Consider the following 26,093-nt stretch of genomic DNA (forward strand, 5'->3'; position numbering starts at 1 on the left):
TGGCCAGCCGTTGCCAGACGATTCCGGCGCTTCCCCCTTCTATCGCTGGCAGGCCGACATTCCGTCCCCCGGCAGGTTGCTGCGCTCCGAACCGATCGGGCGCGCGCAGTTGCCGTCCAGGGCCGGGTCCGGCCAGCGCATGCTCTACAGTTCGAGCAGCGATTTCGGCACCGAACGCGCCATCGCCGCATCGGGGGCGGTCTATTTTCCCAAGGGCAAGCCGCCGCGCGGCGGCTGGCGGGTGATGGTCTGGGCCCATGGCACCAAGGGCGTGGCCGATGTCTGCGCGCCTTCATTTGCCGGGCTCGATACTGCAGAATCGGGCTTTGTCGACCGCTGGCTGAAGCGCGGGTACGCGGTGGTTGCGCCGGATTACGAAGGCCTGGGCACGCCGGGCCCCCACCCGTATATGGGGCTGGGATCTGCAGCGCGAACCACGCTCGATGCAGCGCGCGCGCTGGCCGATGACCAGCGGTTGGCCGACGAACTGGTGATTGCCGGCCACTCTCAAGGCGCGCATGCCGCGTTTGGCGCGGGGCTGATCCAGCCGCATTACGCGCCCGATGTTCACCTGCGCGCGGTGCTGGTGGCAGGGCTTCCCGGCGAAGCGGGGTTCGCCCACGAAGATGCAGCGTCCAGCCGGTCGGCATCGCCCTTGGCCGTACCGCTCGATCCGCAGACCCCGCGCGATTCGGTGCGCAGCCTGCGCGCCGAGGGGTTCGATCCGTGGATCGCGGTGTATCTCAATTATGTCTCGTCCTACGCGCTGGCGTTCCCGGGTTTCCGCGCCGAGCATTGGCTTACCGCCGATGGCCTGAAGATCGCCGATGAGCTTTCAAAGGCGTGCGCGTCGCCAACGCTGGCCGCGTTCATGGCCTCCCGCCGACCCGCCTCCGACCTGATGAAACGCGATCTTTCGGACATCGAGCGCGGCGCTGCGCGCTTCCGGCGCTATCCTGCCCCACATTTCTCGATGCCGGTGCTGCTGGTGATCGCCCGCCATGATGCGCTCACCGCGCCCGAGCTGTCGTTCAACATGGCGCGTGCCGCCTGTGCCCGTGATAGCGCCATTACCGTGCGCTATGTCGAGCGCGGCAGCCATGCCGATGCGCGCGCCGAGCTTGGCCGATCAGGGCCGGATTTTGCCGATGCCGTGCTGGCAGACAGTCCTATGCCGGGCGACTGTGCCTCTCTGGCCTGGCCCGGACGCGGCTGACCGGCTCAGCCGATGATCCGGATGGTGAACTCGCCGGCCAGCGCACGCAGTGGTGCAAGCGCGCGATACCGGTCCGATTCGATATAGGCGCGCGCGGCGTCGGCGTCGGGAAAGGCGATGACGATGGCCGTTTCGGTCGTCGGATCGCTCGCGGCACCCTGGCCCTCGAGCACCGCCAGCGTCCGCCCTCGCATGATCGTCTCGCCACCGATCGCGGCATTCACCTCGGCGACTGCTTCGCGGTAACGCGCAAAGGCATCGGCGTCGCGGATGGCGGCGAGGGTGAGAACGAATGCCTGGGTCATCTATGCACCCTAACCCGCCGGTCATCGCGTACGCGGACAGCCATTCCGATTGATCGCACCGCGATAAACCTTGCCCGCAGCCAGCGCGCTCGCCGCAAGCGCTGTTATCGTGATGCTTCAGCCTAATTGCAGGAGCACGCACGTGTTGGAAGAAGCCGAGACATTCTATGCCAGCGCGCCACAGGAGCTGACCCCTTGGCTGGCGGGGCTAGGACTTGCGCAGACGATAGCCGGCGCGGATGCGCATGCCGGTCCTGCGATGATCGTGCATCCCGCCGATGGCCAGACGCTGCTCGCTTATCCCGATGCCGATCTTCGGCACGTGCATGACGCGGTGGCTGCGGCTGCAGGCGCATTTCCGGATTGGTCGAGCACTAGCTGGGACGAACGCCGCGTATTGCTCGAGCGCTTCGCCGATGCGCTGTGGGAGCACCGCCAGACGCTGACATATCTCGTCGCGGCAGAGACAGGCCGTCCGCTCCGCCGCGCGTTCAGCGAGATCTTCTTTTCGGTCGATTATGTCCGCACCATCGCCGCGCAGCATCTCGCCGAGGTTGATTACAGCAGGGCAGGGATCCGCGCGCGGCTGGTCCATCGTCCGCTGGGTGTCGCGGTGGCGATCGCGCCTTGGAACGGCCCGGTGATCCTGGCGGTGGCGAAGCTCGCCAATGCGCTGCTCGCAGGCGACACATTGGTGCTGCGACCCGCGCCGCAGACGCCGCTGTCGGCGCTGTATCTCGGCATGCTGGGGCGCGATATCTTCCCGGCCGGGGTGCTCAACGTCGTCACCGGCGATGCTGCTGTCGGCGCCGCTCTGGTCGAGCATCCCGATGTCGCCAAGATCTCGTTCACCGGTTCGACCGACACGGGCCGCAAGATCGCCGCTGCCGCAGCGCCCGGACTCAAGCGGCTGACGCTCGAACTGGGCGGCAACGATGCCGCGATCGTGCTGGCAGATGCCGACCCCGAGGCGGTTGCAAATGCAGTCTACCGTATATCGCTCGAGAACGCGGGCCAGTTCTGCGCGGCGATCAAGCGGTTGTATGTCCATGAGAGCCTCTATGACGAAGTCCGCGACCGGGTGTGCGCGATGGCGCAGACAGCGGTGGCAGGGTCGGCATTCGATCCGGCGAGCACGCTGGCCCCGCTGCAGAGCGCCGCGCAGCGCGCCCGGGTGCAGGGCTTTGTTGACGATGCCGTCGGGCGTGGGGCGAGCGTGATCGGCCCGGCGTTGGAAGGGGGCGGCGAAGGCTTCTTCCTGCCGCCGGTGCTGGTCGAGGGCTGCCAAGCCGATTTTGCGATCGTGGCCGAGGAGCAGTTCGGACCTGCGCTGCCGATCATGGCGTTCACCGACGAGGCCGAGGTGCTGGCTGCTGCCAACGCCAACCAATACGGCCTGGGCGGATCGGTGTGGAGCAGCGATGTCGAGCGCGCCATTGCGATCGCCGAAAAGATGCGCTGCGGCACCGCCTGGGTCAACCAGCACGGCGCGTTCTCTGCAGCACTTCCGATGCCGTTTGCCGGCCAGTCGGGGATCGGCATGGACTATGCGCATTTCGGCGTCGCCGAACATTCGCGCGCGATGCTGATCAACGCCAAGCTCTAGCCGGTTTATCGCCTGGCGAAAACCGGTGGGCAAGCACCTCGCTTCGCGATGCCAGGCAAAGCTAATCCCCAAGCAACGATCACCGATAGGATTGAAGATGATCCCGAACCCAAATCAGCCCCGAGGCAAAGACAATCTGGGCTATCGCAGGCTGTTCGGCGTGCTCGGGCCATCGACCAACACGATCGTCCAGCCCGACTTCGACGACATGCGCCCGATGGGCGTCACCAACCATTACAGCCGTATCGTCGTCGACGATGCGCAGGCGGTGTCAAACGAAAGCTTCATGGCGGGCACGATGGAAATCAGCCGCAACACCGCCGATGCGGTGCGCGGGGTGATGACCTGCCGTCCGCACTATCTGGTCATGGGCATGTCGGCGGTCACCTTCTACGGCGGCGCCGAGGGCGGCAAGCGCTGGCGCGAGGGGATCGAAGCTCTCGCAGGGGTCGGGGTTTCGACCGGCGCGGAGGCGGTGGTCGCGGCACTCAAGGCTTATGGCAACGTCCGCCGGGTCGCAGTGGTGTCGCCGTACTGGCCCGCCGCCAATGCCGAAGTGATCCGCTATCTCGCCGATCATGGTTATGAGACGGTGCGCGACATTCCGCTGCAGTGCGCAAGCTGGACCGCGATTGCCCAGGTGACCGAGGCGCGGCTGCGCGAGGCCTTCCACACGCTCGATGGCGACGATGTCGATGCGATCATTCAGGTCGGCACCAATCTGTCGGCGGTGCGCTTTGCCGCAGCAGCAGAGCTTTGGCTCGGCAAGCCGGTGATTGCGATCAACACCGCGACCTACTGGCACGCGCTGCGCGCCAACGGGATCGACAACCGCATGACCGGCTTCGGCCGCCTGCTTTCAGACTTTTGACATTCATTCACGTCGCGTTGTCGGCGTTCATACATATTTCGGGGCAGATCGATGGTTGAGACTACACGCAAAACGCAGGTCGTGGTGGCGGGCGCCGGACCGGTCGGCGCAGTCGCCGCGACATGGCTGGCCAAGCAGGGGATCGACGTGATCCTGGCCGAGGCAGGCGCGGATGCGGCGCAGGATCTGCGCGCCTCGACCTTCCATCCGCCGACGCTCGAGATGCTGAGCGAACTGGGCATCACCGACCGTCTGGTCGAGATCGGCCTCAAGGCGCCGGTCTATCACTGGCGCGACCGCGCCAGCGGCGAGACGATCGCGTTCGATCTCAGCGAGCTTTCGGACATGACGCAGTTTCCCTATCGGCTGCAGTGCGAGCAATATCATCTCGCGCGGATGCTGTCAGACGGGCTGGCGGAAATGGGCCCCGGCAAGGTGCTGTTCGACCACCGTCTCGCCTATTTCGAGCAGGACGAGACCGGCGTCGACGTGTTCCTCGAAAACCCGATGGGCATCGAAAAGGTTCGTGCCGAATATCTGATCGGCGCCGACGGCGCGAGTTCGATCGCGCGCAAGTGGCTGGGCATCGAGTTCGATGGCTTCACCTATCCCGAACGCTTCCTCACGCTCAGCACCGATTATCCGATCGAGCAGGCGATGAAGGGCGTGGCGTATGTCAACTACGTCTCCGATCCCGACGAATGGCTGGTGCTGCTGCGGGTCCCCAAATTGTGGCGGGTGCTGGTGCCGGCGCAGGAGAGCGACCCGCAGACCTTGCTGTCCGATGCCACCAAGAACGCCGTATTCGACCGGATCATGGGCGACGGCGCGCAGGTCAAGACCGAGCACCGGACGATCTATCGCGTGCACCAGCGCGTCGCCAAGAAGTTCCGCGAAGGGCGGGTCATGCTGGTCGGCGATGCCGCGCATCTCAACAATCCGCTGGGCGGGTTCGGGATGAACAGCGGCATCCACGATGCGGTCAACCTGTGCCAGAAACTGACCAGCGTGCTCGGCGGCCAGGGGGCCGATGCCGAAGAACAGCTTTCACGCTACGATCGCCAACGGCGCAAGGTGACCTATGACTTCACCCAGAGCCAGACGATCGAGAACATGGAACTGATGCGCGGCGGGCAGAGCGATGCGCACGAGCGTCGCCGCGATGCGCTGCGCAATGTTGCCGCCGATCCCGCGCTGCGCCGCGCCTATCTGCTGCGCCAGGCGATGTACGAAAGCCTCGACCAGGCCGCCGCGATCGAGTGAGCCGTCAGACGAAATGATAGCGTGACAGGATGTCGCTCAGCTTTAGTGATAGCGCGACAGGATGTCGCGCGGGGGGTCTTCGGCCTGCCGCGCGGCGATCTTTTCCGGCGTGAGCCATACCAGAGTCTCGCCGTTGATCGGCGCACGCGTCACTTCGCCGGCGATCCAGTCGGCGATGGTTTCAGGATGGTCGCCGATCACGTTGACCACCGCGTCGCGCGCGGCGCGCTGATCGGCCGGAACGCCGGCGTGTTCGCGGAAGAAGCCTTCGGTCATCACCAGCCCGGGACTGATCGCGCCGACGCTGTAGGGCTGGCCCTCTGCCTCGCTCGCCAGCGCGGTGGTGAGGAAGGTTAGGGCGGCCTTGCTGGTGGCATAGCCGTTCATTCCCTTGACCGGCTTGCCGTCCCAACCGGCGCCCAGCATGTTCCAGATCGCGCCCGAGCCCTGCCGTTGCATCTCCTTCGCAGCGACGCGGCAGGCGTTCATCGTCCCGATGAGGTTGATGTCGATCATCGTACCAAAGGCATCGGGTGCCAGGTCGATGAGATCGGCACCGGTCAGCGCGAGGCCTGCGTTGTTGATCCACAAATCTATGCTTCCCATCAGCGCCACACCGGCATCCCACAGGCGCTGGACCGAGGCAGGATCGCGAATATCGCACTGCATGACATGGACTGAAGCCGTGCGGTCGCCCCCTTCGGCTAAAGGCTGCGGTTCTGCCGCACCCTCGGGGGTTCCGCCGAGCACCTGGATGTTCGCAGCAGCCAGCGAGCGCGCAATCGCGGCGCCCAGGCCGCGGCCTGCGCCGGTCACGACGGCGGTTCGGGGAGCGTGTTCAGCCATGGTCATCCTGTCGAGCTTGTGAGAGTAGGGTCAGCGATAGGTCCAGCCGCGGAAGGTTTCGCCCGGCCGGCGGGCGGGAAGCGATCCTTCCAGCCCGGCATCGCGGATCATCGCGGCGATCGCGGCCTCGCCCTCGCGGACGACCAAAGCCTCGTTCCACCGCGTCGATTCGCCGTCGGCGATCACATGGTCACCGCCGACAAACACGTGCCGCACCTGATTGGCGCGGCCCGCCCAGACCAAAGCGCCGATCCGGCGTTCGGGAGCATGCGCGAATTCGGCCATTCCGGTATCGACCACGAGGATGTCGGCGGCCTTGCCGGGAGCGATAGAGCCCGACACGTCGTCGATGAACAGCGCTGCTGCGCTCCCCAGCGTTGCCATCTCGAGCACGCGTTCGGCGGTCGCCCAATGGTCGCGCGGGGGCTTATCGCCGCCCTGCGCGACCTGCGCCTTGACCGCGATGTTCTGCGCGAGGATCGTCATCCGCATGACCTCGAACGGGTCCTGGCAGTCGGTGACCAGCGGCGCATCGGTGCCGAGCCCGGGGATGATTCCGCGCGCGAAATAGTCGTGCAGCGGCAACCCTGCGCCATCGAAGAACCGCAGCATCGGGACCAGCGCCAGCCGCGCGTCGGCCTGCGCGAGCAGATCGATCTCGTGCAGCTGCAGGTGCACGCCCTTGCCCGCGTAGATCGGCGCATCGAGCAGGCCATGCTCGGCATAATAGGCAACCTGGCCATCGTGGAAGCCCCGCGCGGCTAGGCCTGCTCCCCGGCTGTTGTCGGTCATGTCGACGCCGAACGCTGCACCCATCGTCCGTGCGCCCTCGCAAATTCGGCGCATGTCCTCGGGGTCCTCGACGAAGCTGTAGTTGACGAAGCCCGCAGCGACCCGGATGCGATCGCTGTCGAACGCCATCAGCCGCTCGACCTCGGCCAGCCCCGCATCGACGGTCTCGTGCCCGGCCTGCGGCACCTTGTCCGAATTGACGATGCAGCGGCACACAAAGCCGCGCATCCCGCTGTCGGCGATCGCGCGCCAGCTGCCGTCGACGCTGTCGGTGCGGACGTTGGTGAAATGCTCGTCGTGCGTGGCGGTATAGCCCGACTTGAGCATGTCGAGCGCGTGCAGCCGGACGATCGCATAGCTGCGCTCGTCATCCATCACCGCGCTGATCGCGAACAGTTCGGTGATCAGGCTGCGCACCGCGACCGGAATATCGAGCACCGGCCAGCGCTGATCGTTGTAGCCGCGAAAGATGTTCTGGATGAGGTGGTTGTGGCCATTGGCCATTCCCGGCATCACGACCGCCCCGCGCGCATCGATTGTCTTGCGCGCGGCGACCGCCAGTTCCTCCATCGGGCCAACGGCGGCGATGCAACCCTTGTCGATCGCCACATAGCCGTTGGTGAACACCGTGCGCGCCGCGTCCATCGTCACGACATAGGCGTTGCAGACCAATGTATCGACGATGGGCGGCGACGCGGTCATGCGTCGCCTTCTCCCAGTTTGTCGGGGGTCAGGTCATAGAAGAACAGCGCGACCACGCTGACGGCCAAAAGCCCCAGCGGAATGAACGAGGCCAGCCAGTAGATCGCCGTGATCGCCGAGGCAGGCTGCTCGATCGCCGCGCCGCCTGCGCCCTGGATATAGCCCGACCAGCCGAGCAGCACCCCGGTCAGCGCCGCGCCGAGCGCGAAGGCGACCTTTTCGACGATGGTATAGACCGCCGACAGCATGCCTTCGCGGCGCAGGCCGGTGCAACGATAGTCCCATTCCATCGTGTCGGGCAGCAGCGATTGGCCGAGCAGCAGCACCGCGCCGCCAAAGGCACCCAGCGCGGCTGCGCGCAGATAGACGAGCGCCAGCGGCTCGGCCTCGGTGACGAAGAACCAGCTCATGTAGATCAGGCCATAGATCAGCGTCGCGGCGATGAAGCTGTCGCGCTTGCCGCGTGACCGCGCCACGCGGACCCACAAAGGCTGCACCGCGATCATCACACCATAGAAGACGAGGAAATACAGGCCCATGGCACTATCGTCGAGCTGCAATACGCGGCGGAACAGGAACGGCATCGACGCCTGGGTGACAGCGAGCGCCAGCAACTGGAGCAGCTTGACGATGATCAGGATGACGAAGGGCCGGTTGCTCGCCATCGAGCGGAGCTTGACCGCCCAGCTCAGCTGCGGCGTGCCGTCGGCCGAATGGAAAGGTGCATCGCGCGTGCCGTAGAAGCTGTACAGGGTCGCCAGGATGACAACCACCGCGAGGAACATCGAGAGCGCGGTGTGCCCCGCCTGTCCGCCCCCTGCGGCCTCCATCAGCACCGGGCCGACGAACACCGCCAGCATCGAGGCGATGGCGACGGCGGCGACGCGGAACGAGATCAGCCGTGAGCGCTCGTGGTAGGACGAGGTCATCTCGGCCGGCATCGCCATATAGGGCACCGAAAAGGTCGCATAGCCGGTGGCGTAGAGCAGCAAGGATGCGGTGAAGAAGGTCACCGTCAGCAACGGGTTGTCGAACACCGGCAGGTTGAACAGCATCAGCGCCGCCAGCGCGAGCAGCACGCCGCCCGCCAGCAGGAAGGGCCGCCGCCGGCCATGTTTGGAGCGCAATTTGTCGCTGGCCCCGCCGATGACGGGATCGATGATCGCGTCATAGACCTTCGATCCGGCGATCAGCGTGCCGGCAAGCGCCGCGCTGATGCCGCCATAATCGACGACATAGCGCAGCAGCAGCACGTTCACCGAGTTGAACAGTGCCGCAACGGCAATGGTGCCCGCACCCCAGGCAAGGCATGTGCGAAGCGGCAGCTTCGCCGTTGCGGCCGACGAAGCGCCGGTCATTGCGCTCGTCAAGTTTTTGCCCTCACAGGTTCAGGGACCGGGAGCCCGGCGCGCGTGAGGATGTCCGCGACGCTGCGGTGGACGCCTGCGATCGGGGCTCCTGCCACCAGGCTGGCGAAGCGGTCACGCTCGGCGGCGATGGCCGTCGCCAGTTCGGCGGGTGGCGTGAAATTGTCGATATCCTCGCGCGTGATCGATCCCTTGGTCGCCAGCAGATATTCGGTGACGATCTGGCGATCGCGCATGATCCAGACTTCGGAGGTCAGCGCCATCAGCATCCGCGCCACGTCGGTCACGCTTTGCGGGCCGAGGTAATCGTGTCCGGTGCTGTTCATTGTGCTGCCTCCAGGGGTTTGCGGGCGCGGGTGATCCAGGGATACTGGCCCTGACCCAGGCCGTAGGATTCGATGGCCTCGAAGCCGGCTTCGGCGAGCATGTCGTCGATGCTGTCGTGCAGCACGGCCGAGAAGAACGGCTCTTCGCGGTGGTCGGTATCCCAGTCGAGGATGACCGCGTGGAACAGATCGACCGCGCGGAACGGTGGCGGATCGGAGATCACGATGTCGGCGCCCGGCTTCATGATGCGGAACATCTCGGCGAGCAGCTTGCGATTGGCCTTGGGCGGGAGTTCGTGGTGGAGTGCATAGGTGATGACGCCGTCGTAGCTTGCGTCGGCTTCGCGGGTGTCGCTCGCCGCGTCGGCTTGGCGCAGGTGGACCGCAAAACCCTGACGCGAGGCCATCTTGCGGCCATTCTTGAGCAGCAATGGCGACAGATCGGAGCCATGCAGTTCGGCATCGGGGAACACGGTGTGCAGTGCCTTGAGCGTGGAGACGCCGCCGCAGCCGGGTTCGTAGATCCGCGCATATTCGCTCTTGGGAAACTGCGCGACGGTCTTGAGCCGCTGCTGGGTGATATCGTCGCCGATGCCGACCGCGGCATAACCGCCATGGCGGAACACCATCGGCCCGACGCCAAAGGCGAACAGCGCGCCGTACAGATCATAGCCATCCCAGCCACCGGGCTCGAGATGCCATTCGATGCGATCGTAATATTTGGGGATATCGATGGCGTCGGCAAGCTCGAGCGATCCGAGCGCCTCGGCGTCGCCCTGCTTTGCGTCGAACGCTTCGAACTGGGCGCGGCGCTCCTCGATTGCGGGGATGCCGCGGTTGAAATTCTCTTCGGCGACATAGCGCTGGAAGAAGCGCTCAAGCCGATAGACGTTGTCACGTTCGCACAAGGTCTTTGCCCGCTGGATCCGCTCGCGGGTGGTGAGAGCGGGGGACTGCGCGGCATGGTCCTGGGCAAGCGCGTGACCTTCGCTGTCCTTCTCGAAACGCTCCGCCGCGATCGGGCGGAGCGTTCCGGACGAAAAGATCTGGATCGAACCGAGCAGTTCTAGTCCCGCTCGTCCACGCTGCGAGAGCGAAAACGAAGGGACAGAGCCTGCAGCCAGGCCGGTATCGTCGAGACGGGTCAGGAAGGTCACGTTGGCTTACTCCAATTGGTCGGTCAGGTCAGAACCGTGCGGTCAGGTCGACCCCGAAGGTCCGGCGCTGGCCGGGATAGATGCGCGTATAGCTGACCCCCGAGGCAGGGCCGGCATCGGCGGTCGATGCGACCACCGTGGCGCGCGCGATATATTCGTCCTGCAGCAGGTTCTTCGCCCAGATTGCGGCCTCGAGCTGGCCGAACTTCAGGCCGGCACGGGCGTTGAGCAGCGAAATCTCGCCTTGGTCCTGCAGGTTGAGGCTGGTTGAGTATTTGCCCGCCTGCCAGCTGTAGTCCGCGCGGATATAGCCATCTACGCCGTTGGCGATGTCGGGAATGGTCCAGCTGCCGGCGAGCGCGAACTGCTTGTTGGTGGTGCGCGCGATCTGGTTGCCGTCGACCGAGGCCGTGCAGCTGCTGGTCAGCACCGTGCTCCCGGCAATCTCGCCGCAGATATAGGCGACCTCGCCATCGAGCACGCCGCCCTTGTACTTGGGGTCGAGCAATGCGCCGCTCGCCGAGAACTGGAGCGTCGGGGTCAGGTTATAGACGAGCTGCGCCTCGATGCCCTTGACCTCGGCGTCGCCGTTGTTGTCGACCACCGAAAGCGTGCCGCCGGGGATCTGGGTCTGCGCCTGGATGTTCTGCCAGTCGACATAGAACACGTTGGCATTGGCGGTCAGCGCACCATCCAGCAGCGTGGATTTGAAGCCGAATTCATAGGTCCAGTTGGTTTCCTCGCCAAAGGCGAAGAATTGGGAATTGGCGGCATTGGCGTTGAAGCCGCCGGTCTTCACGCCGCGCGCCGCGGTGGCATAGACCAGCAGGTTGGGATCGGCCTTCCAGTTGAGCGACACCCGCGGGGTCGCATATTTGAAGGTCTGCTTGCCGATCACTCCCAGAGAACTGCCGGTGCCATCGAACGACTGGTCGTCGATCGTGTAGCGCATTTCGCCCTGCGCGCTCAGCGTCGGGGTGAATTCATACCCGACCATGCCGTAGATCGCGTGGCCCTTGGTCCGCAAGATGCCGCCACGGCTCGAAAACACCGGCGGACGCGTGCCGGGGGTGGCGCCGAGCGTCTGGAAATTCAGCGCCAGCACGTCGGAGACCAGCGAGCTGTAATGATTGACGCCTGCCATCCAGGTGAACGGGCCGTCCTGCTTCGACGAGAAGCGCAGGTCGTAGTTCCAGTCGGTGCTTTCATCGGTCTGTGCGTTGGTGAACAGCTGGCGCGACAGCCCGCCGAACAGCGGAGTGGTGATGGCTGTGGGATCGCCTGCGGTATCGATCAGCAGATCGTACTGGGCTTCGGAGTAGCTGACCAGCGCCGTCACATCGACGACATCGCCTTCAAAGCTGGCGCGGCCATAATACAGGTTGCTGTCGCCGGTCAGGCCATAGCCGGTGACGTCGTCCAGGCTGTAGTTGGTCGGATAGTCGAGCTTGCCGCACAGGAAGGTGTTGAGCGGACGTCCGCCGCCGATGGTGGTCGCACCGCAGTTGTTGAGCGCGGTGGGAACCGAAAACAGCGCGGGCTGGTCGTTCTTGGTTTCGGAATGCACGCCGAACAGGTCGAGCGTCAACCGGTCGGTGATTTTCGCGGTGAGCTTTGCCCCCGCGCTCCAGCGATCGTCCCAGCCGTCGAGCAGCTTGCCCGAGCGGTCGTTGCGGATCGTGCCGTCGAACTTCGAATAGCCGCCGAACACGCGCACGGCCACGCTGTCGCCGAGCGGCACGTTGATCGCGCCCTTGCCTTCGTAGCGGCCGTAGTTGCCGACGGTCACCTGCAGGTTGCCGCCAAAGCCATCGGTGTCGGCGGGCGCCGTCACATAGTTGATGACGCCGGCGAAGGTGTTGCGGCCGTAGAGCGCGCTTTGCGGGCCCTTGACGACCTCGATGCGCTGGAGGTCATATTGGTCGAACGCCAGCGCCGAACGGTTGTTGAGATAGACGCCGTCGATGAACACGCCGACATTGCCCTGCGGCCCGGTCTGGTCGATCTGCGCGATGCCGCGCAGCACCGGTGCGGCATAGGCGCCGTTGACGTCCTGAAATGCGAGGCCAGGGGTGAACGCTGCCAGATCGGCGAGCGATTCAATGCCCCGGGCTTCGAGTTCCTCGTTCGAAAGCGCGGTGATCGCCAGCGGCACGTCCTGCAGCCGCTCTTCGCGGCGACGCGATGTCACGACGATGACCCTCGACATGTCGAGCTGCTCGGCGGTGCTGGCCTGGTCCACTGCGGCGGTGTTGGCGTCCTGCGCAGCGGCGGGCATCGCGAAGGCACACAGCGCGACCCCGGAAAGAAGCGAGAGCGCCGTAGCCGATTTGAGTGTGCGGTAAATGTCAGTCATATGTGACCCCCTTAGGCTTGGTTATGGTGAACTGTGTTCCAGCCATCCTCCCGAATGGATTTGTTATTTGTCTGGAACGAATGCGATGAGATCGAGCAGCGCGTTGGCACCCGGCACGACGAGTGGTCCGCCGATTTTCATCGTGGTCGAAGCGGGCTTCACGCCGGTGAACCACGACGACCATTCCTCGATGGAATCGGCGAAATGCGTGCCTTCGTCATGGAAGCAGGCGCGGCGCACGATGTTCTCGACGCTGGTGCCAGCCGCCTCGCAGATCGCGGCGACATTGGTCAGCATGAAGCGCATCTGGTTCTTGCCGGGCAGGCCGTACCAGGGGAAGTTTGCGTTGCGCAGCATGCCGTCAGCCAGAACGCCGCGGGAATCACACGCCATCTGCTGGCTGAGGAACAGGAAGTTGCCGACCTTGATCGCCTGCGGCTCGTGGCTGAAGGGTTCGGGCGCATCCGATGTCTCGATCCGCTCGATCTTGAGCGAAGCATCGTCGGCGAGCAGCGTCAGCGCGATCTCGACCCGGCTGCCGCGCGTGCCCAGGCCCATATAGGGGATGACGCAGCGGGCAGGGGGATTGTCGGGGAACCAGCGCTTCCAGGCGCGGTCCATACCGGCATAATCGGAAGGGTCGCCGATATAGACATCGGCCTTCACGACGTTGCGCAGCGAGCCACCGGCGGCCTCGGCATGGCGTTCGAGCTTCGACAGCGTGTAATCGGTTTGCGCCTCGATGTCGGACCCGTACCAGACATGCGGGTTGGTGCGCGCTTCGCGGGCGAGCGCGCTGGGTTCGCCCATCGAGAGGTGCTCGCCGTAGTCACCCTGCCAGTCAGTAGGGACTTCGCCGGCGAGGAATATCCAGTCGCCGCGCCGCAGCGCCGGCGAATAACCGGCGAGTGGTGCGGGTATGCCTTCGCCCGACGGGCAGCCTCGCACATCGCTGCCGTCGACGATCGCGATGACGTCGATCTCGATCAGCGCATTCTTGACCGGAAGCGCGCGGATACCGACCGCGGTCGATGCCGGGCGCGGCTCGCCGATATAGTCGTTGCGCACCGCAAGATACGGCGAAATGCCGAGGCCTTCGGGAAAGCACGTGCCGTCGGCGAATTCGGCCATTGTCGGGCGGTCCCAAGGCAGCCATTGCCAGATCCGCGCGACATCAGTGGCAAGGTCGGCGCCCGCTGCGGCCAGCGTGCGCTTGAGCGTCTCCATCACGTAGCGCGACTGCAGCTCCTGCGCGTCGACCAGATTTGCGTTGGCGGGGATCGCCTCGGGCGCGATACCGGTGGTGAAATCGCTCGCGAGCTGGCCTGACACGAAGATCCAGTCGGCGGCCTTGACCGCCGGCGAATAGGGCATCAGCGGCTGCGGGATATCGGGCCAGATGGCCTGGGGGGCTTTGGAATCGATCACGTGACGGCTCCCGAAGTCTGGAGAAACGCAGCTTGGCGAGCTTCCGCGAACGCCATCAGCTGAGCCCGCCATCGACGATGATGGTCTGGCCGCTGATCCATGCGGATTGGGCGGAGGCGAGCATGGCGATCGCCGATGCGATGTCCTGCGGCTGGCCGACACGGCCGAGCGGCGTGCTGGAGGCGATGCCCGCCATCGTCTGGTCGTCGATCCATTCGGTCATCGCGGTGCGGGTCGCCCCCGGCGCGACCGCATTGACCCTGATGCCGCGCCCGCCCAGTTCGCGCGCGAAGCCCTTGGTCAGCGAGGCGACTGCAGCCTTGGTCGCGCTGTAGAGCGACAGCCCGGGCAGCGGCGCCCAGGCGAGGTTCGAACTGACGTTGACGATCGATCCGCCGCTGCGCATGTGCGGCACGCAGGCCTGCGTCATCAGCACCACGCTCCTGACGTTGACGGCGAACTCGCGGTCGATGTCGGCGCCCGACATGCGGCCGAATTCAAGGTAAGAAGATATGCCGGCATTGTTCACCAGCACGTCGATCCGCCCGAACCGGTCGGCGACCGCATCGACGATCGTTTCGACGTCGTCGCTGTTGGACACATCTCCGCCGATCGCCCAGGCAGTGCCCCCGGCATCGGCGATATCGCGTTCGAGCTGCTGCGCCTGCGCCTGCGATGCATGGTACACGATCACCACCGCAAAGCCGTTATCGGCAAGCTGTCGGCACGTCGCCGCGCCGATGCCGCCGGCGCCCCCGGTGACGATGGCGACAGGGAGGCCAACAGCGGACTCACCGGAGCTGGTGGCCCCGGTTTCGGTGTCAAATTGGCGTCGTCCAATTGTCATGTTGATATAACTATACTACAATTAAATTGCCGTCAAAGTCATTGTTCGCGCGGGCCTGCAAAGGGCGTTTGCAGCCGCATCAGAGGGTTTAAGATGTTGAAAATAAACAATGCTGTATCCGGTGCGGGCGCGGCTTCGGATGGCGCTGGTCGCGGCATGTCGCCGTTCATGATCACGGTGTTTGCGCTCGCTTGCGGGCTGATGGCGGCGAATCTGTATTATGCCCAGTCGCTGATCGCGGTGATTGGCGAAGACCTGGGAATTTCGGTCGAACGACTCGGGCTGATCGTCACGCTGACCCAGGTAGGCTATTGCGCCGGACTCCTGTTCATCGTGCCGCTGGCCGACCGGATCGAGAACCGCCGACTGGTGCTTGCGCTCACGCTGGCCGCCGCCGTGGGCATCGCAGGAGCTGCTGCCGCGCAGTCGGCCGCGATGTTCCTGATCGCGGTCTGCATTGCTGGCATCTGCTCGGTCGGCGCGCAGGTGCTGGTGCCGCTGGCCGCGCATCTGTCGCTACCCGACCGTCAGGGCCGGGTCATCGGCTATATCATGGCCGGGCTGTTGGCGGGAATCATGCTCGCACGCCCGTTCGCCAGCGCGCTGACGCAGGGTTTCGGATGGCGGGTGGCGTTTGCGGTGCCCTCGGCGTTGATGGTCGTACTGGCGCTGGTGCTCGCGCTGACGATGCCGCGACGCCAGCCCGAGGGCAAGGAGCCGTTCCTCGCCATCCTGCGGTCGATGGCGCAGTTGCTGGGGCGGTTTTCGCAGCTCCGCCGCCGCGCCTTCTACCAGGCGTGCCTGTTCGGCAGCTTCAACGTGTTCTGGACCGCAGCACCGCTCGCGCTCGAGGACCGCTTCGGCTTCGATCAGGGCAAGATCGCGCTGTTCGCGCTCGCTGGCGCAGGCGGCGCGCTCGCCGCGCCGTTCGCCGGAAGGCTCGCCGATGGCGGCAGGACGCGCATCGGCTCGGCCGCCGCGATGCTAGGGATGGCGGTGTGCTTTGCGTTTTCGGTGCCGGCGGTGGTGTGGGGGTCGGTGATCGCACTGGCGGTGCTGGCCATCGCGATCGATGCGGCGACCCAGACCAACCAGGTGCTCGGACAGGCGCGGGTGTACAGCCTTGCCCCGCAGTTTCGCGGCCGGATCAACGCGGTCTATATCAGCCTGATGTTCGTCGGCGGCGCGATCGGATCGGGGATTGCGCCGTTGCTTTACGCGTATGCCGGATGGGCCGCGTGCGCGGGCGCTGGGGCCGGCTTTGCGCTTCTGGCGCTGGCGGTGTGGGCGACCGAGCCGCGCGAGCAGGCGGCGGGCTGATCGCCCAGCCCGCCGCGCCGAGGCTCGTCAGTCGCGTGCGGGCCGCTCGCGCGCCATTCCGCCGAGCACCTTCCAGCTGCCGTCCTGCCGCACCCAGGTGTGGGTGACCTCGTAATGCTGGTCGGCCGGGCTGCCGTCGGCCAGGCGGGTGCGGTGGGTCTTGTAATAGATCACCGCCGTGTCGCCGTTGAGCGCAAGGTCGAGATAGGTCATCTTGAGGACCTCCTGCGTCTTGCCTGCCATCTTGCGCCCGGTCTCCTTCAGGCCGTCGTTGCCCTTGGGCACGTCGTTGAAAGGCGGCCAGGCGATGTAATTGTCTGCGGTCGAGGCAAGATACAGCGACAGGTCGCCGCGGCTGCGGCCCTCGTAGATCGACAGTTCCTTGGTCCAGAGTTCCTCGCGCACAGCCTCGAACTCGGCGGAAACGGCAGCAGCACCGGACTGAGCGTGAGCCTCGGTGCCGGTTGCGGAAACGCCCAGGATGCCGAGTGTGAAAGCGAGCGATAGGTGGGCGGTTTTCATGCGGCTTGCTCCGGGTCATGATGGAGGGGCAGGGTGCCGGCGATCTCGCCGGTGGTCAGGAAGCCGGCGGCATCGCTGTCGGCAAGCCGGGCCAGCAGCCGCTCGAACGCCCCGATGCGATAGGGCAGGCCCAGAATGTAAGGCGTGACATGCAGCGGCAGCATCCGCGGCGCATTCTCGCGCGCCAGCCAGTCATGCGCGTCCAGCATCTGCTGGACATAGCTGTCGGCGGAATGCTGCTGGACGGTGATGATCTGGCGGTCGGACAGCTCGTGGTTGATCGGCACATTGACGATCGGTCCGGCGGGCGTTTCGAACCGGTAGGGCAGATCGTCGTTGGGCCAGTCGCACATATAGTCGATGCCGGCCTCGCGGAGCAGGCGCGGGGTGTTGAACGACTGCGACCGCGCGATCGACATCCAGCCGCGCGGGCGCTTCCCGGTTGCGGCCTCGAGCACGTCGAGCGATTGCGCGATCAGCGCGCGCTCGCGCTCTTCGGGAAGCGAACTGTCGATCGTGCCATCCATGTCGGTCGAGTGCGCGACGATCTCGTGCCCGGCGCTGACGATGTCGGCGATGATAGAGGGGTAACGCTGCGCAATCGCGGCGTTGGTCGCCACCGACACGCGGGTGCCGACCTTGGCGAAGGCATCGAGCATCCGGTAGAGCCCGATCCGGGTGCCATATTCGCGCGAGGTGTAGTGGCGATAGTCGGGATAGGCGGTCTGCATGTGCCCGGGCGCCTTGAACGCGGCATCGGCGGCGGGAAGAATCGGAAACCATTCGAGGCTGACCATGATAGCCACCGCGACGCGGCATCCGCCCGGCCACGCCAGGGCGGGGCGCTGGTGGATGTTCGACCAGGCATACAGATCGTGGTCCATGCCGCGGCGGCGCATCGGATAGGCCATGCAGGCGGGATCGAGCGTCATGCGCGTGGCCCTCCGGTGGCAAATCGCGCGGCATCGTCGGCGACCGCCTGCGGATAATTCTGCGCGATGAAATGGTCGGCGATGTCGCCCGAGCGGGTGATCCATGCGCGGCCATCGGCGGCGATATGCCGCAGCACCTCCTCGAAAGGGCCGATGCGGTGCGGCTGGCCGATCAGATAGGCGTGCAGCGGAATGCACATCACCGTGCCGCCTTCGTCGGCGAGCCGGTCGTACTGGCGGATCAGCGTGTCGGCATAATCGCGCGGGCTCATGTTGTAGACGAAGAAGCCGTAATGGTCGTTGACCTCGAGGCTGTAGGGCATCGAGATCAGTGCGCCGGTCTTGACGTGGACCGGGCCGGGCTGGTCGTCATGATACAGGTCGCAGGTGTAGGTGAGGCCGTATTCGGCGATCAGGTCGAGCGTGCGCGGCGTGTGCGTCAGCGCGGGCGCGAGCCAGCCCTTGATCGTCTGGCCGGTGGCCTCGCGCACGGTGGCGATCGCATCCTCGATCATCGCGCGTTCCTGCGCCTCGTCCATGCCATAGCTGTAGCGGGTGTTGTAGATGCCGTGGCTGAAGAACTCCCAGCCGCGTGCGTTCGCGTCCTCGACGATCTCGGGGATATGCTGGCACAAGGCGACCGACAGCGAAACGGATCCGGGAAAGCCGTGCTTGGTCATCATCTCGGCCATCCGCCAATGCGCGACGCGGTTGCCATAATCGCGGTGGCCATAGCCCACGACATCGGGGTGCGGCCGCGTCCAGCTCTTGCGGTGCGGGTTGGCTGGCGGGTCGAGCTCGTAGAATTCGAGGTTGGGAGACACCCACACCGCGACTTTCTTGCCGTCGGGCCAGGCGATCGGGGTCCGGTCGCGATAGGGCCGGAAATCGTAGAGCCCCGGGTCGTGCTTTCCCTCCCGCATCAGCGCGCCTCCAGCCAGTCGACCACGTCCTGCACGGGCACGACATCGGCATATTTGAGCTGCAGATCGGTGAGGTTGGCGAAATGATAGCTCTCGTGCTTGTCGGCACAGGTCTCGATCGGGACGATGGTGCGATAGCCCCGGCTGAGCGCATCGACTGCGGTCGCGCGGACGCAGCCCGAGGTCGAGCCGCCGGTGACGACCACGGTATCGACCTGGTGCCACACCAGCAGGCTCTGCAGCGGCGTCTCGAAGAACGCGCTGGGCATGCGTTTGGTATAGATGGCATCGACCGCGCGGTCGATCTCGCAGCGGTCGTCGAAGGCGTGGCGGCGGCTGTCGACCTTGATGTTCTGGAGGCTGTCGGGGGTGTCGGTGCGCGTGCCCCAGACACCGGCATCTGCCGCGCTGTCCATATAGGCGACATGCGTCCACACGACCGGCATTCCGGCAGCACGCGCCAGCCGCGAAATCCTGTTGGTGTGCTCGATCTGGCGTGGATCGGTCTCGTACGCGGTCTTGAACTCGTCGATCCGGGTGTAGGCGTTTTGGAAGTCGACATTGACGATGGCCAGCTTGTTGCCGAAGCCGAACCGCGCGCGCGCGGGATTGGCCATCACGTCTTCGAAGATCTGCCGCGCGGTGCGGCCATCGCTGACCATGCGGGTTCCCGGTATTGTCATCCGACGCTCCTGATCTGGGGGGAAGTGGCAGGGGCATAGCCCTTGGGCACGCCTGCATCGGCGATGAACCCGTAGACGGGTTCGCCGGGCAGGGCGGCAATGAGGTGCTCGCGGCTGGCGAGCAGCGCATCGAGGTCGATCCCGGTGCGCTTGCCCATCGCCTCGAGCATGAAGACGAGATCCTCGGTCACGATGTTGCCGCTGGCCCCGGGCGCGAACGGGCAGCCGCCAAGGCCACCCGAGGAAGCGTCGAACGTAGTGATGCCCGCCGACAGCCCCGCCATGACGTTGGCGAGGCCGAGGCCACGGGTGTTGTGCAGGTGCAGGCCGTGGACAGCGTCATACCCGGCCACGCCGCGCACCATGTCGACGATGCGCACGACGGCATCGGGGGTGGCATAGCCGGTGGTGTCCGACAGCCCGATCTCGTCGCAGCCGGCGTCCATCAGCGCGGCCGACAGCCGCCTGATCGTTTCATTGGGGATCGCGCCTTCGAGCGTGCAGCCGAACACCGTCGAGAGGCTGACCTCGAAATGTGGGCGCGACGGGGCATCCGCGCACATCGCTGCGATGGTCCGCGCCGAGGCCAGCACCTGATCGTGGGTTTGCCGCAGGTTGGCGAGGCTGTGTGTTTCGGACACCGACAGCGGAAGCGTCAGCTTGTGTGCGCCTGCGGCGATCGCATCGGCCGCTCCGCGAACATTGGGGACGAGAACGGCGACGGTGAGGCCCGGATGGGTGAGCGCATGCGCGACGATCTCCCCCGTGTCGGCAAGCTGCGGCAGCAGCCGGGGCGGAACGAAGCTGCCCACCTCGATCTCGCGCACTCCGGACGCGACCAGCGCATCGATCCAGCGCTTCTTCGCCGCCGTCGGCATCACTGCCTTTACGTTCTGCAGGCCGTCGCGTGGGCCCACTTCGCTCACCAGGATATCGATCCCGTCCATCGCCATAATTCGTTTCAACCCGACATTTGATTTGTATTAGCTATAGATCAAATGCGGTGTTTGCAACCCCTGCCTGACTCACCGGGAGAACCGGGCTGATTGTGTCAGGAGTAGGTCGGCGAGAACTGGCTCTTCTCATGCATGTCGAGCGTGATGCGGTAGCGGTCGGCGCGGTAATAGGCGCTGGTAATCAGCACGATGCGGCCGCTCGAATCCTCGACCTGGCGCTCGACATGCAGCACCGCCGATCGCGGTTCGATCGCCAGCGCCGAGGCGAGATCGGGGTCGGCGACGATCGCCTCGATCGTCTGCACCGCGCCGCCGATCGTCAGCCCAGCAGCGCGCAACAGCGACAGCATCGGCGATCCGGTCAGCCGTTCGGGGGTGGCATCGATGCCCATGTCGGCGGGCAGGTGGCTGATGATCAGGCCGAGCGGCTGGCCCTTGAGCGAGCGCAGTCGGACCGCGCGGATGACATGATCCCCCGGCTCGAGCTTGAGCTTTTCGGCGATGGCGGGCGAGGCCGGCTCCTCGGCGATCTCGACCACCTTGACCTCGGTGTTCTGGCCAAAGGCGATCAGCGATTCGACCGCCTGGTCGATATTGCCCTCGATCTGCTGGTCGGGGCGGCGGTAGATCACCCGCGTACCCGTGCGCCGCTTGCGCTCGACATAGCCGCCGCTGGCGAGCTCGTCGAGCGCACGGCGCGCGGTGATCCGCGAGACGTTGTAGCGCGCGCTGAGCTGCATTTCGGTGGGCATCGCGGAATCGTACGGGCGGTCTCCCCGGGCGATCTCGTCCCTGAGCGTGAGGTATATCTGGTGGTAGAGCGGAATGGCGGTTTCGCGATTTACCGACCCGCCTGCCACCGGCGCGCGCGGCTTCTTCAGTGCTTGCGGTCTTCTCAAGAGATTGCCCCTCCGATGTTCTCAGATACGTTAGCCAATAAGGCCCACCGGCACCAGCAGCGAGCGTCAGCGCATGTCGGGCTGTATCTGACAGGCGCGAGGGGGGTTGCCAAGCCGCGATCATTTGTAATATGATTATATCAATTCAAAACTGGGGATATACGGCTGATATGGATGGGCAACACGGACCGCAACACGCACAGGGCAGCACCCTGGGCCAGCTCAACGGTTTGCGGGTCGTCGAATTTACGCACATGGTCATGGGGCCGTCGATCGGCGTGATCCTGGCCGATCTGGGCGCGGATGTGGTGAAGGTCGAACCCCCGGGCGGCGATCGCACGCGCAGCCTGCTGGGCTCGGGCGCGGGCTATTTCCCGATGTTCAACCGCAACAAGCGCAGCGTCTGCCTCGATCTCAAGAGCGAGGAAGATCTGCAATCCGCGCTCGACCTGTGCCGCGGAGCCGACATCGTGATCGAGAACTTCCGGCCGGGCACGCTCGACCGGCTCGGCCTGGGTTATGCAGCGCTCGCTGACATCAATCCGCGGCTGATCTATTGCTCGGCCAAGGGTTTCCTGTCTGGTCCCTATGAAGACCGCACCGCGCTCGACGAGGTGACCCAGATGATGGGCGGTCTGGCATACATGACCGGTCCTCCGGGGCGGCCGCTGCGCGCGGGGTCTTCGGTGGTCGATATTACCGGGGGCATGTTCGGGGTGATCGGCATCCTCGCCGCGCTCGAGCAGCGCCATCGCACCGGCAAGGGGGCGCATGTCAATTGCAGCCTGTTCGAGACGACGGCGTTCCTGGTCGGCCAGCACATGGCGCAGAAGGACGTGACCGGACAGGCTGCACAGCCGATGCCGGTGCGGATATCCGCCTGGGCGATCTATGACGTGTTCGAGACGAAACAGTCCGGCGAGCAATTGTTCGTCGGCGTGGTCAGCGATGGCCAGTGGGTCAAGTTCTGCCAGGCATTCGATCTGACGCAGCTTGCCGCCGACCCTGGCTATGCGACCAACAACCAGCGGGTCGAGGCGCGCGAGACGCTGCTCCCGATTGTGCGCGCGCTGTTCGCCGACATCGACCGCGCGGTGCTGGTCGAGCGTCTCGAGCGCATCGGCCTGCCGTTTGCGCCGATCGTGCGTCCAGACGAGCTCGCCGACGATACCCACCTCAACGCGCAGGGCAGCCTTGTGACGCTGACGCTCGAGAATGGCACGACCACGCGCCTGCCCGCGCTGCCGCTCGAGATCGACGGTCAGCGCGCCGGCGTCGCCTATGACTTGCCAAAGCCCGGCGAGCACAATGCGCAACTCCTCCGGACCGGGCGCTAAAGCGGTGGCGGCATCGACCCTCTTCGACAAATTGTGGGCCAGCCATCTCGTCCGTGACATCGATGCGGTGACGGGTCTGATCGCCGTCGACCGGATCCTGCTGCATGAACGCACCGGCGGGATCGCGCTCAAGAGCCTCGCCGAGGATGGCCGCGCGGTGCGCGATCCCGCCCGGGTGTTCGTGACGATGGATCATGTCGTCGATACGCTGCCGGGACGCGGCGACGATACCATCATGCCCACGGGCAAGCAGTTCATCGTCGAAACCCGGGCCGCGGCGCAGGCTGCGGGCGTGACGCTGTTCGATCTGGGCGATCTGCGTCAGGGCATCGTCCACGTCATCTCGCCCGAACAGGCGATCGTGCTGCCCGGCCTGACGCTGGTCTGCCCCGACAGCCACACCTGTACGCAAGGCGCGCTCGGCGCGCTTGCCTGGGGAATCGGATCGAGCGAGGCGGAGCATGCGCTGGCGACCAACACCTTGCGCATTACCCGTCCGGCCAACATGCGCATCACCATCGATGGAACGCTGCGCAATGGCGTAAGCGCCAAGGATCTGGCGCTGCACATCGTGGCGACGATCGGAGCGGCGGGCGCGCGCGGTTTCATGCTCGAATATGCAGGCGAAGCGGTGCGCGATCTCGACGTCGAGGCGCGGATGACCTTGTGCAACATGGCGACCGAACTCGGCGCGTTCTCCGCAATCATCGCACCCGACGACAAGGTGATCGCCTATCTGCGCGGCCGCCCCTATGCGCCTGCGGGCGAAGACTGGAGCCAGGCTCTGGCAAGCTGGGGCGCGCTGTATTCGGACCCCGATGCGGTGTTCGATCGCGAAGTGCGGATCGATGCCGCAGCCGTCGGGCCGATGGTGAGCTGGGGCACCAGCCCGCACCAGTCGGTGACTGCGGGCACGCACGTTCCAGCCGCCGCCGACGATAGCGACAAACGCGCGCGCGATTACATGGACATCGGTTCGGCAGGCTCAGTGACCGGCCTTGCCATCGATGCCGCGTTCATCGGATCGTGTACCAATGCCCGGCTGTCGGACCTGCGCATCGTCGCCGGGCTGCTGGCGGGTCGGCAGGTCGCACAGGGGGTGCGGGCGATCTGCGTGCCAGGGTCGGGCGAGGTCAAGCGCGCCGCCGAAGCCGAGGGCATCGACAAGGTGCTGATCGCTGCAGGCTTCGAATGGCGCGAGCCGGGCTGCTCGATGTGCTTTTTTGCCGGTGGCGAGAGCTTCGGTGCCGGACAGCGCGTCATCAGCTCGACCAACCGCAATTTCGAAAACCGCCAGGGACAAAGGACACGCACCCATATCGCGGCACCTGCGACCGTCGCGGCATCGGCGGTGCTCGGCCGGATCGCGCTCCCCGACGAGCTGGCGACCATAGTATCGGAGGCCGTGGCATGAGACCCTTTACCTCGGTGACCTCGCGCGCGGTGCCGCTGATCCGCGACAATATCGATACCGATGCGATCATCCCGTCACGCGAGATGCGCAGCGTTTCCAAGCGCGGGCTGGCTGCGGGGCTGTTTGCCAACTGGCGCTATGACGATGTTGATTCGCGCACCCCCAGGGTCGATTTCGTGCTCAACGATCCGCTCTATGCCGATGCCCGCATCTTGCTCGGCGGCGACAATTTCGGCTGCGGGTCGAGCCGCGAACACGCGGCCTGGGCGCTCGAGGATTATGGCTTTCGTGCGGTGATCGCCGCCAGGTTCAATCCGATCTTCCTCGGCAACTGCCTTCGCAACGGGATCGTCCCGGTGGCGCTCGACGCGGGACCGATCGCCTTGGTCGATGGTCCGGTGACGGTGGATCTTGAGGCCTGCACGGTGTCGGGCGGAGGCCAGGTCTGGCCATTCGAGATGGACCCGGAAGCGCGCCGGATGCTGCTCGAAGGACTCGATCCGATCGCGCTGACGCTGCTCGATAGCGATTCCATCGATGTGTTCGAACAGCGTGATCGCGCCGCCCGGGGCTGGGCCTATGCAAGACCGGAGGCGGTGCAGCGGCCCGGCGAGATGCTGAAAAAGTGAAGGTACACACGGATGTCTGAAGAAACTTTCCCCATCGTCATCATTGGAGCCGGTGGCACCGGACTTTGTGCGGCGCTTGCCGCTGCCGACGCAGGCGTCGACGTGCTCGTGCTCGAGCGCGATTCGACCCCGCTCGGATCGACCGCGATGTCGACTGGCCTCATCCCGGCATCGGGCACGCCCGAGCAGGCTGCGTGCGGTATCGTCGATTCGCCCGCGCAGTTCGCAGCGGACATCGAGAAGAAGACCAAGGGCCGCACCGATCTGGACCTGGCGATGCGGCTGGCCAGCGAATCGGCCGATACCATCGCCTGGTTGCGCGACAGCCACGCGGTGCCGCTCGCGCTGGTCGATGGGTTCACTTATCCCGGCCACAGTGCGCGGCGGATGTACGGAACGCCGAACCGCACGGGGGGCGAACTGATGGCCGCGCTCGAATCGGCCTGTTCCGATGCGGGAGTCACGATCCTCACCGATTCGACCGTGCGCGAGCTGCGCTTCGACGGCGACCGGGCGACGGCAGTGTCGTTCGAGCGTCCCGATGGCAGTGTGGAATGGGTCGGATGCGAGGCGTTGATCCTGGCCTGTTCGGGCTTTGCCGGCGCGGCCGATCTGGTCGCCCGGCTGATCCCCGAGATGGCCGATGCTGTCTTTCACGGTCACCCCGGCAACAAGGGCGACGCGCTGCGCTGGGCCGAGCAGATCGGCGCGCAGACCGCCGACCTTGGCGCGTATCAGGGGCATGGTGGCCTGGCTGCAGGCCATGGCGTGCCGATCCTGTGGCCGCTGATCATGGAAGGCGGCTTTCAGGTCAATTGCGATGGCAAGCGCTTTTCGAACGAGGCGTCGGGCTATTCCGAGCAGGCCGCCAAGGTCAATGCGCAGCCGGGCCATGTTGCGTGGTCGATCTTCGATGAACGGCTCCACAGGCTGATGAGCGATTTCGACGATTATCGCGATGCCCTGGCTGCAGGCGCCGTCGTCAGTGCGCAAAGCCCCGCTGAACTGGCGCAGAAACTCAAGCTTCCCCCGGCCGCGCTCCTGGAAACGCTGACCCTCGTGGCTGACATGGTCGCAGGAAATGCCACCGACCCATTCGGACGCGATTTCACCGGCAAGCCCGTTCTGGCGGGCCCTTTCTACGGCGCCAAGGTCACAGGCGCGTTGTTCCATACCCAGGGCGGATTGGTCGTCGATCGCGATGCGCGGGTCGTCTCGAAAACAGGCGCGCATTTCCCCAACCTGTTCGCAGGCGGCGGCGCGGCGCGGGGTATCTCGGGCGACGGCGCCGACGGTTATCTCGCCGGTAACGGCCTGTTGACTGCGACCACGCTCGGCAAGCTGGCGGGACGGGCGGCGGCGCGGCTGGTCGGGGCCGGAAGCAAATAAAGCGAAC

The 26,093-nt window shown here is 65.5% G+C and carries 24 protein-coding genes; 9 read left to right on the forward strand and 15 right to left on the reverse strand.

The window, feature by feature from the left end:
• Positions 1 to 10: 10 nt before the first annotated feature.
• A complete protein-coding gene (locus tag ACK4R0_RS02325; RefSeq protein WP_409669615.1) occupies positions 11 to 1,216 on the forward strand; it encodes a lipase family protein in 1,206 nt (401 codons plus the stop codon).
• 5 nt (positions 1,217 to 1,221) lie between these two features.
• Here the strand turns inward: ACK4R0_RS02325 and ACK4R0_RS02330 are convergent, their stop codons facing one another.
• On the reverse strand, positions 1,222 to 1,521 hold the full coding sequence (locus tag ACK4R0_RS02330) for a DUF1330 domain-containing protein (protein ID WP_409669618.1): 300 nt from the start codon (positions 1,519 to 1,521) through the stop codon (positions 1,222 to 1,224).
• Between the two features lie 142 nt (positions 1,522 to 1,663).
• On the opposite strand from ACK4R0_RS02330, the gene ACK4R0_RS02335 reads away from it, so the two are divergent.
• From ACK4R0_RS02335 to ACK4R0_RS02345, 3 genes are all read left to right on the forward strand, one after another.
• A complete protein-coding gene (locus ACK4R0_RS02335) occupies positions 1,664 to 3,127 on the forward strand; it encodes an aldehyde dehydrogenase family protein (RefSeq protein ID WP_409669620.1) in 1,464 nt (487 codons plus the stop codon).
• Between the two features lie 97 nt (positions 3,128 to 3,224).
• Positions 3,225 to 3,998, forward strand: coding sequence for an arylmalonate decarboxylase (locus ACK4R0_RS02340; protein ID WP_409669623.1), 774 nt, complete (start codon positions 3,225 to 3,227; stop codon positions 3,996 to 3,998).
• A 51-nt stretch (positions 3,999 to 4,049) separates the two neighbouring features.
• On the forward strand, positions 4,050 to 5,261 hold the full coding sequence (locus ACK4R0_RS02345) for an FAD-dependent oxidoreductase (RefSeq protein WP_409669626.1): 1,212 nt from the start codon (positions 4,050 to 4,052) through the stop codon (positions 5,259 to 5,261).
• Between the two features lie 42 nt (positions 5,262 to 5,303).
• Here ACK4R0_RS02345 and ACK4R0_RS02350 read toward each other — a convergent pair whose 3' ends face one another.
• The 8 genes from ACK4R0_RS02350 to ACK4R0_RS02385 form a co-directional block, all read right to left on the reverse strand.
• Positions 5,304 to 6,107 (reverse strand): SDR family oxidoreductase, encoded by an 804-nt coding sequence (locus ACK4R0_RS02350; protein WP_409669629.1) that lies wholly within the window; start codon positions 6,105 to 6,107, stop codon positions 5,304 to 5,306.
• Between the two features lie 30 nt (positions 6,108 to 6,137).
• Positions 6,138 to 7,601 (reverse strand): amidohydrolase family protein, encoded by a 1,464-nt coding sequence (locus ACK4R0_RS02355; protein ID WP_409669632.1) that lies wholly within the window; start codon positions 7,599 to 7,601, stop codon positions 6,138 to 6,140.
• Positions 7,598 to 8,959, reverse strand: a complete 1,362-nt coding sequence (locus ACK4R0_RS02360) for an MFS transporter (RefSeq protein WP_409669635.1) — start codon at positions 8,957 to 8,959, stop codon at positions 7,598 to 7,600. The genes ACK4R0_RS02355 and ACK4R0_RS02360 overlap by 4 nt, the downstream gene beginning before the upstream one ends.
• Before the next feature lie 8 nt (positions 8,960 to 8,967).
• The gene (locus ACK4R0_RS02365) at positions 8,968 to 9,294 is read right to left on the reverse strand and encodes a hypothetical protein (protein WP_409669638.1); all 327 of its coding nucleotides are present in this window, start codon (positions 9,292 to 9,294) and stop codon (positions 8,968 to 8,970) included.
• Positions 9,291 to 10,451, reverse strand: coding sequence for a class I SAM-dependent methyltransferase (locus ACK4R0_RS02370; protein WP_409669641.1), 1,161 nt, complete (start codon positions 10,449 to 10,451; stop codon positions 9,291 to 9,293). The genes ACK4R0_RS02365 and ACK4R0_RS02370 overlap by 4 nt, the downstream gene beginning before the upstream one ends.
• Before the next feature lie 28 nt (positions 10,452 to 10,479).
• Complete coding sequence (locus ACK4R0_RS02375; protein ID WP_409669644.1) at positions 10,480 to 12,807, reverse strand: TonB-dependent receptor; 2,328 nt, start codon at positions 12,805 to 12,807, stop codon at positions 10,480 to 10,482.
• Positions 12,808 to 12,870: 63 nt separating this feature from the next.
• Positions 12,871 to 14,235, reverse strand: coding sequence for a RidA family protein (locus ACK4R0_RS02380; RefSeq protein WP_409669647.1), 1,365 nt, complete (start codon positions 14,233 to 14,235; stop codon positions 12,871 to 12,873).
• A gap of 55 nt (positions 14,236 to 14,290) precedes the next feature.
• Positions 14,291 to 15,082 carry an SDR family NAD(P)-dependent oxidoreductase gene (locus ACK4R0_RS02385; protein WP_409669650.1) on the reverse strand — a complete coding sequence of 264 codons (792 nt, stop codon included), beginning with the start codon at positions 15,080 to 15,082 and terminating at the stop codon, positions 14,291 to 14,293.
• 93 nt (positions 15,083 to 15,175) lie between these two features.
• Here ACK4R0_RS02385 and ACK4R0_RS02390 point away from each other — a divergent pair, with 93 nt between their 5' ends.
• Positions 15,176 to 16,402, forward strand: coding sequence for an MFS transporter (locus tag ACK4R0_RS02390; protein ID WP_409669653.1), 1,227 nt, complete (start codon positions 15,176 to 15,178; stop codon positions 16,400 to 16,402).
• 27 nt (positions 16,403 to 16,429) lie between these two features.
• Here ACK4R0_RS02390 and ACK4R0_RS02395 read toward each other — a convergent pair whose 3' ends face one another.
• The 6 genes from ACK4R0_RS02395 to ACK4R0_RS02420 form a co-directional block, all read right to left on the reverse strand.
• Entirely contained in the window at positions 16,430 to 16,924 is a 495-nt protein-coding gene (locus ACK4R0_RS02395) for a nuclear transport factor 2 family protein (RefSeq protein ID WP_409669656.1), read from the reverse strand.
• Positions 16,921 to 17,856, reverse strand: a complete 936-nt coding sequence (locus tag ACK4R0_RS02400) for a polysaccharide deacetylase family protein (protein ID WP_409669659.1) — start codon at positions 17,854 to 17,856, stop codon at positions 16,921 to 16,923. The genes ACK4R0_RS02395 and ACK4R0_RS02400 overlap by 4 nt, the downstream gene beginning before the upstream one ends.
• Complete coding sequence (locus ACK4R0_RS02405) at positions 17,853 to 18,779, reverse strand: polysaccharide deacetylase family protein (RefSeq protein WP_409669662.1); 927 nt, start codon at positions 18,777 to 18,779, stop codon at positions 17,853 to 17,855. The genes ACK4R0_RS02400 and ACK4R0_RS02405 overlap by 4 nt, the downstream gene beginning before the upstream one ends.
• Positions 18,779 to 19,462 (reverse strand): isochorismatase family protein, encoded by a 684-nt coding sequence (locus tag ACK4R0_RS02410; RefSeq protein WP_409669666.1) that lies wholly within the window; start codon positions 19,460 to 19,462, stop codon positions 18,779 to 18,781. Before ACK4R0_RS02410 ends, ACK4R0_RS02405 begins: the two co-directional genes overlap by 1 nt.
• Positions 19,459 to 20,409, reverse strand: coding sequence for a hydroxymethylglutaryl-CoA lyase (locus ACK4R0_RS02415; protein ID WP_409669669.1), 951 nt, complete (start codon positions 20,407 to 20,409; stop codon positions 19,459 to 19,461). Before ACK4R0_RS02415 ends, ACK4R0_RS02410 begins: the two co-directional genes overlap by 4 nt.
• A 104-nt stretch (positions 20,410 to 20,513) precedes the next feature.
• Positions 20,514 to 21,317 carry a GntR family transcriptional regulator gene (locus ACK4R0_RS02420; protein ID WP_409669672.1) on the reverse strand — a complete coding sequence of 268 codons (804 nt, stop codon included), beginning with the start codon at positions 21,315 to 21,317 and terminating at the stop codon, positions 20,514 to 20,516.
• Between the two features lie 170 nt (positions 21,318 to 21,487).
• Here ACK4R0_RS02420 and ACK4R0_RS02425 point away from each other — a divergent pair, with 170 nt between their 5' ends.
• The 4 genes from ACK4R0_RS02425 to ACK4R0_RS02440 are packed head-to-tail and all read left to right on the forward strand — an operon-like array spanning position 21,488 to position 26,086.
• The gene (locus ACK4R0_RS02425) at positions 21,488 to 22,654 is read left to right on the forward strand and encodes a CaiB/BaiF CoA transferase family protein (protein WP_409669674.1); all 1,167 of its coding nucleotides are present in this window, start codon (positions 21,488 to 21,490) and stop codon (positions 22,652 to 22,654) included.
• Positions 22,626 to 24,068 (forward strand): 3-isopropylmalate dehydratase large subunit, encoded by a 1,443-nt coding sequence (locus ACK4R0_RS02430; RefSeq protein WP_409669677.1) that lies wholly within the window; start codon positions 22,626 to 22,628, stop codon positions 24,066 to 24,068. Before ACK4R0_RS02425 ends, ACK4R0_RS02430 begins: the two co-directional genes overlap by 29 nt.
• Positions 24,065 to 24,697, forward strand: a complete 633-nt coding sequence (leuD, locus tag ACK4R0_RS02435; RefSeq protein ID WP_409669680.1) for a 3-isopropylmalate dehydratase small subunit — start codon at positions 24,065 to 24,067, stop codon at positions 24,695 to 24,697. The genes ACK4R0_RS02430 and leuD overlap by 4 nt, the downstream gene beginning before the upstream one ends.
• 12 nt (positions 24,698 to 24,709) lie before the next feature.
• Complete coding sequence (locus ACK4R0_RS02440) at positions 24,710 to 26,086, forward strand: FAD-dependent oxidoreductase (protein ID WP_409669682.1); 1,377 nt, start codon at positions 24,710 to 24,712, stop codon at positions 26,084 to 26,086.
• The last annotated feature ends 7 nt before the right edge of the window (positions 26,087 to 26,093 follow it).

Origin of the sequence: Blastomonas sp. (assembly GCF_046294995.1) — a bacterium.
Classification (GTDB): domain Bacteria; phylum Pseudomonadota; class Alphaproteobacteria; order Sphingomonadales; family Sphingomonadaceae; genus Blastomonas.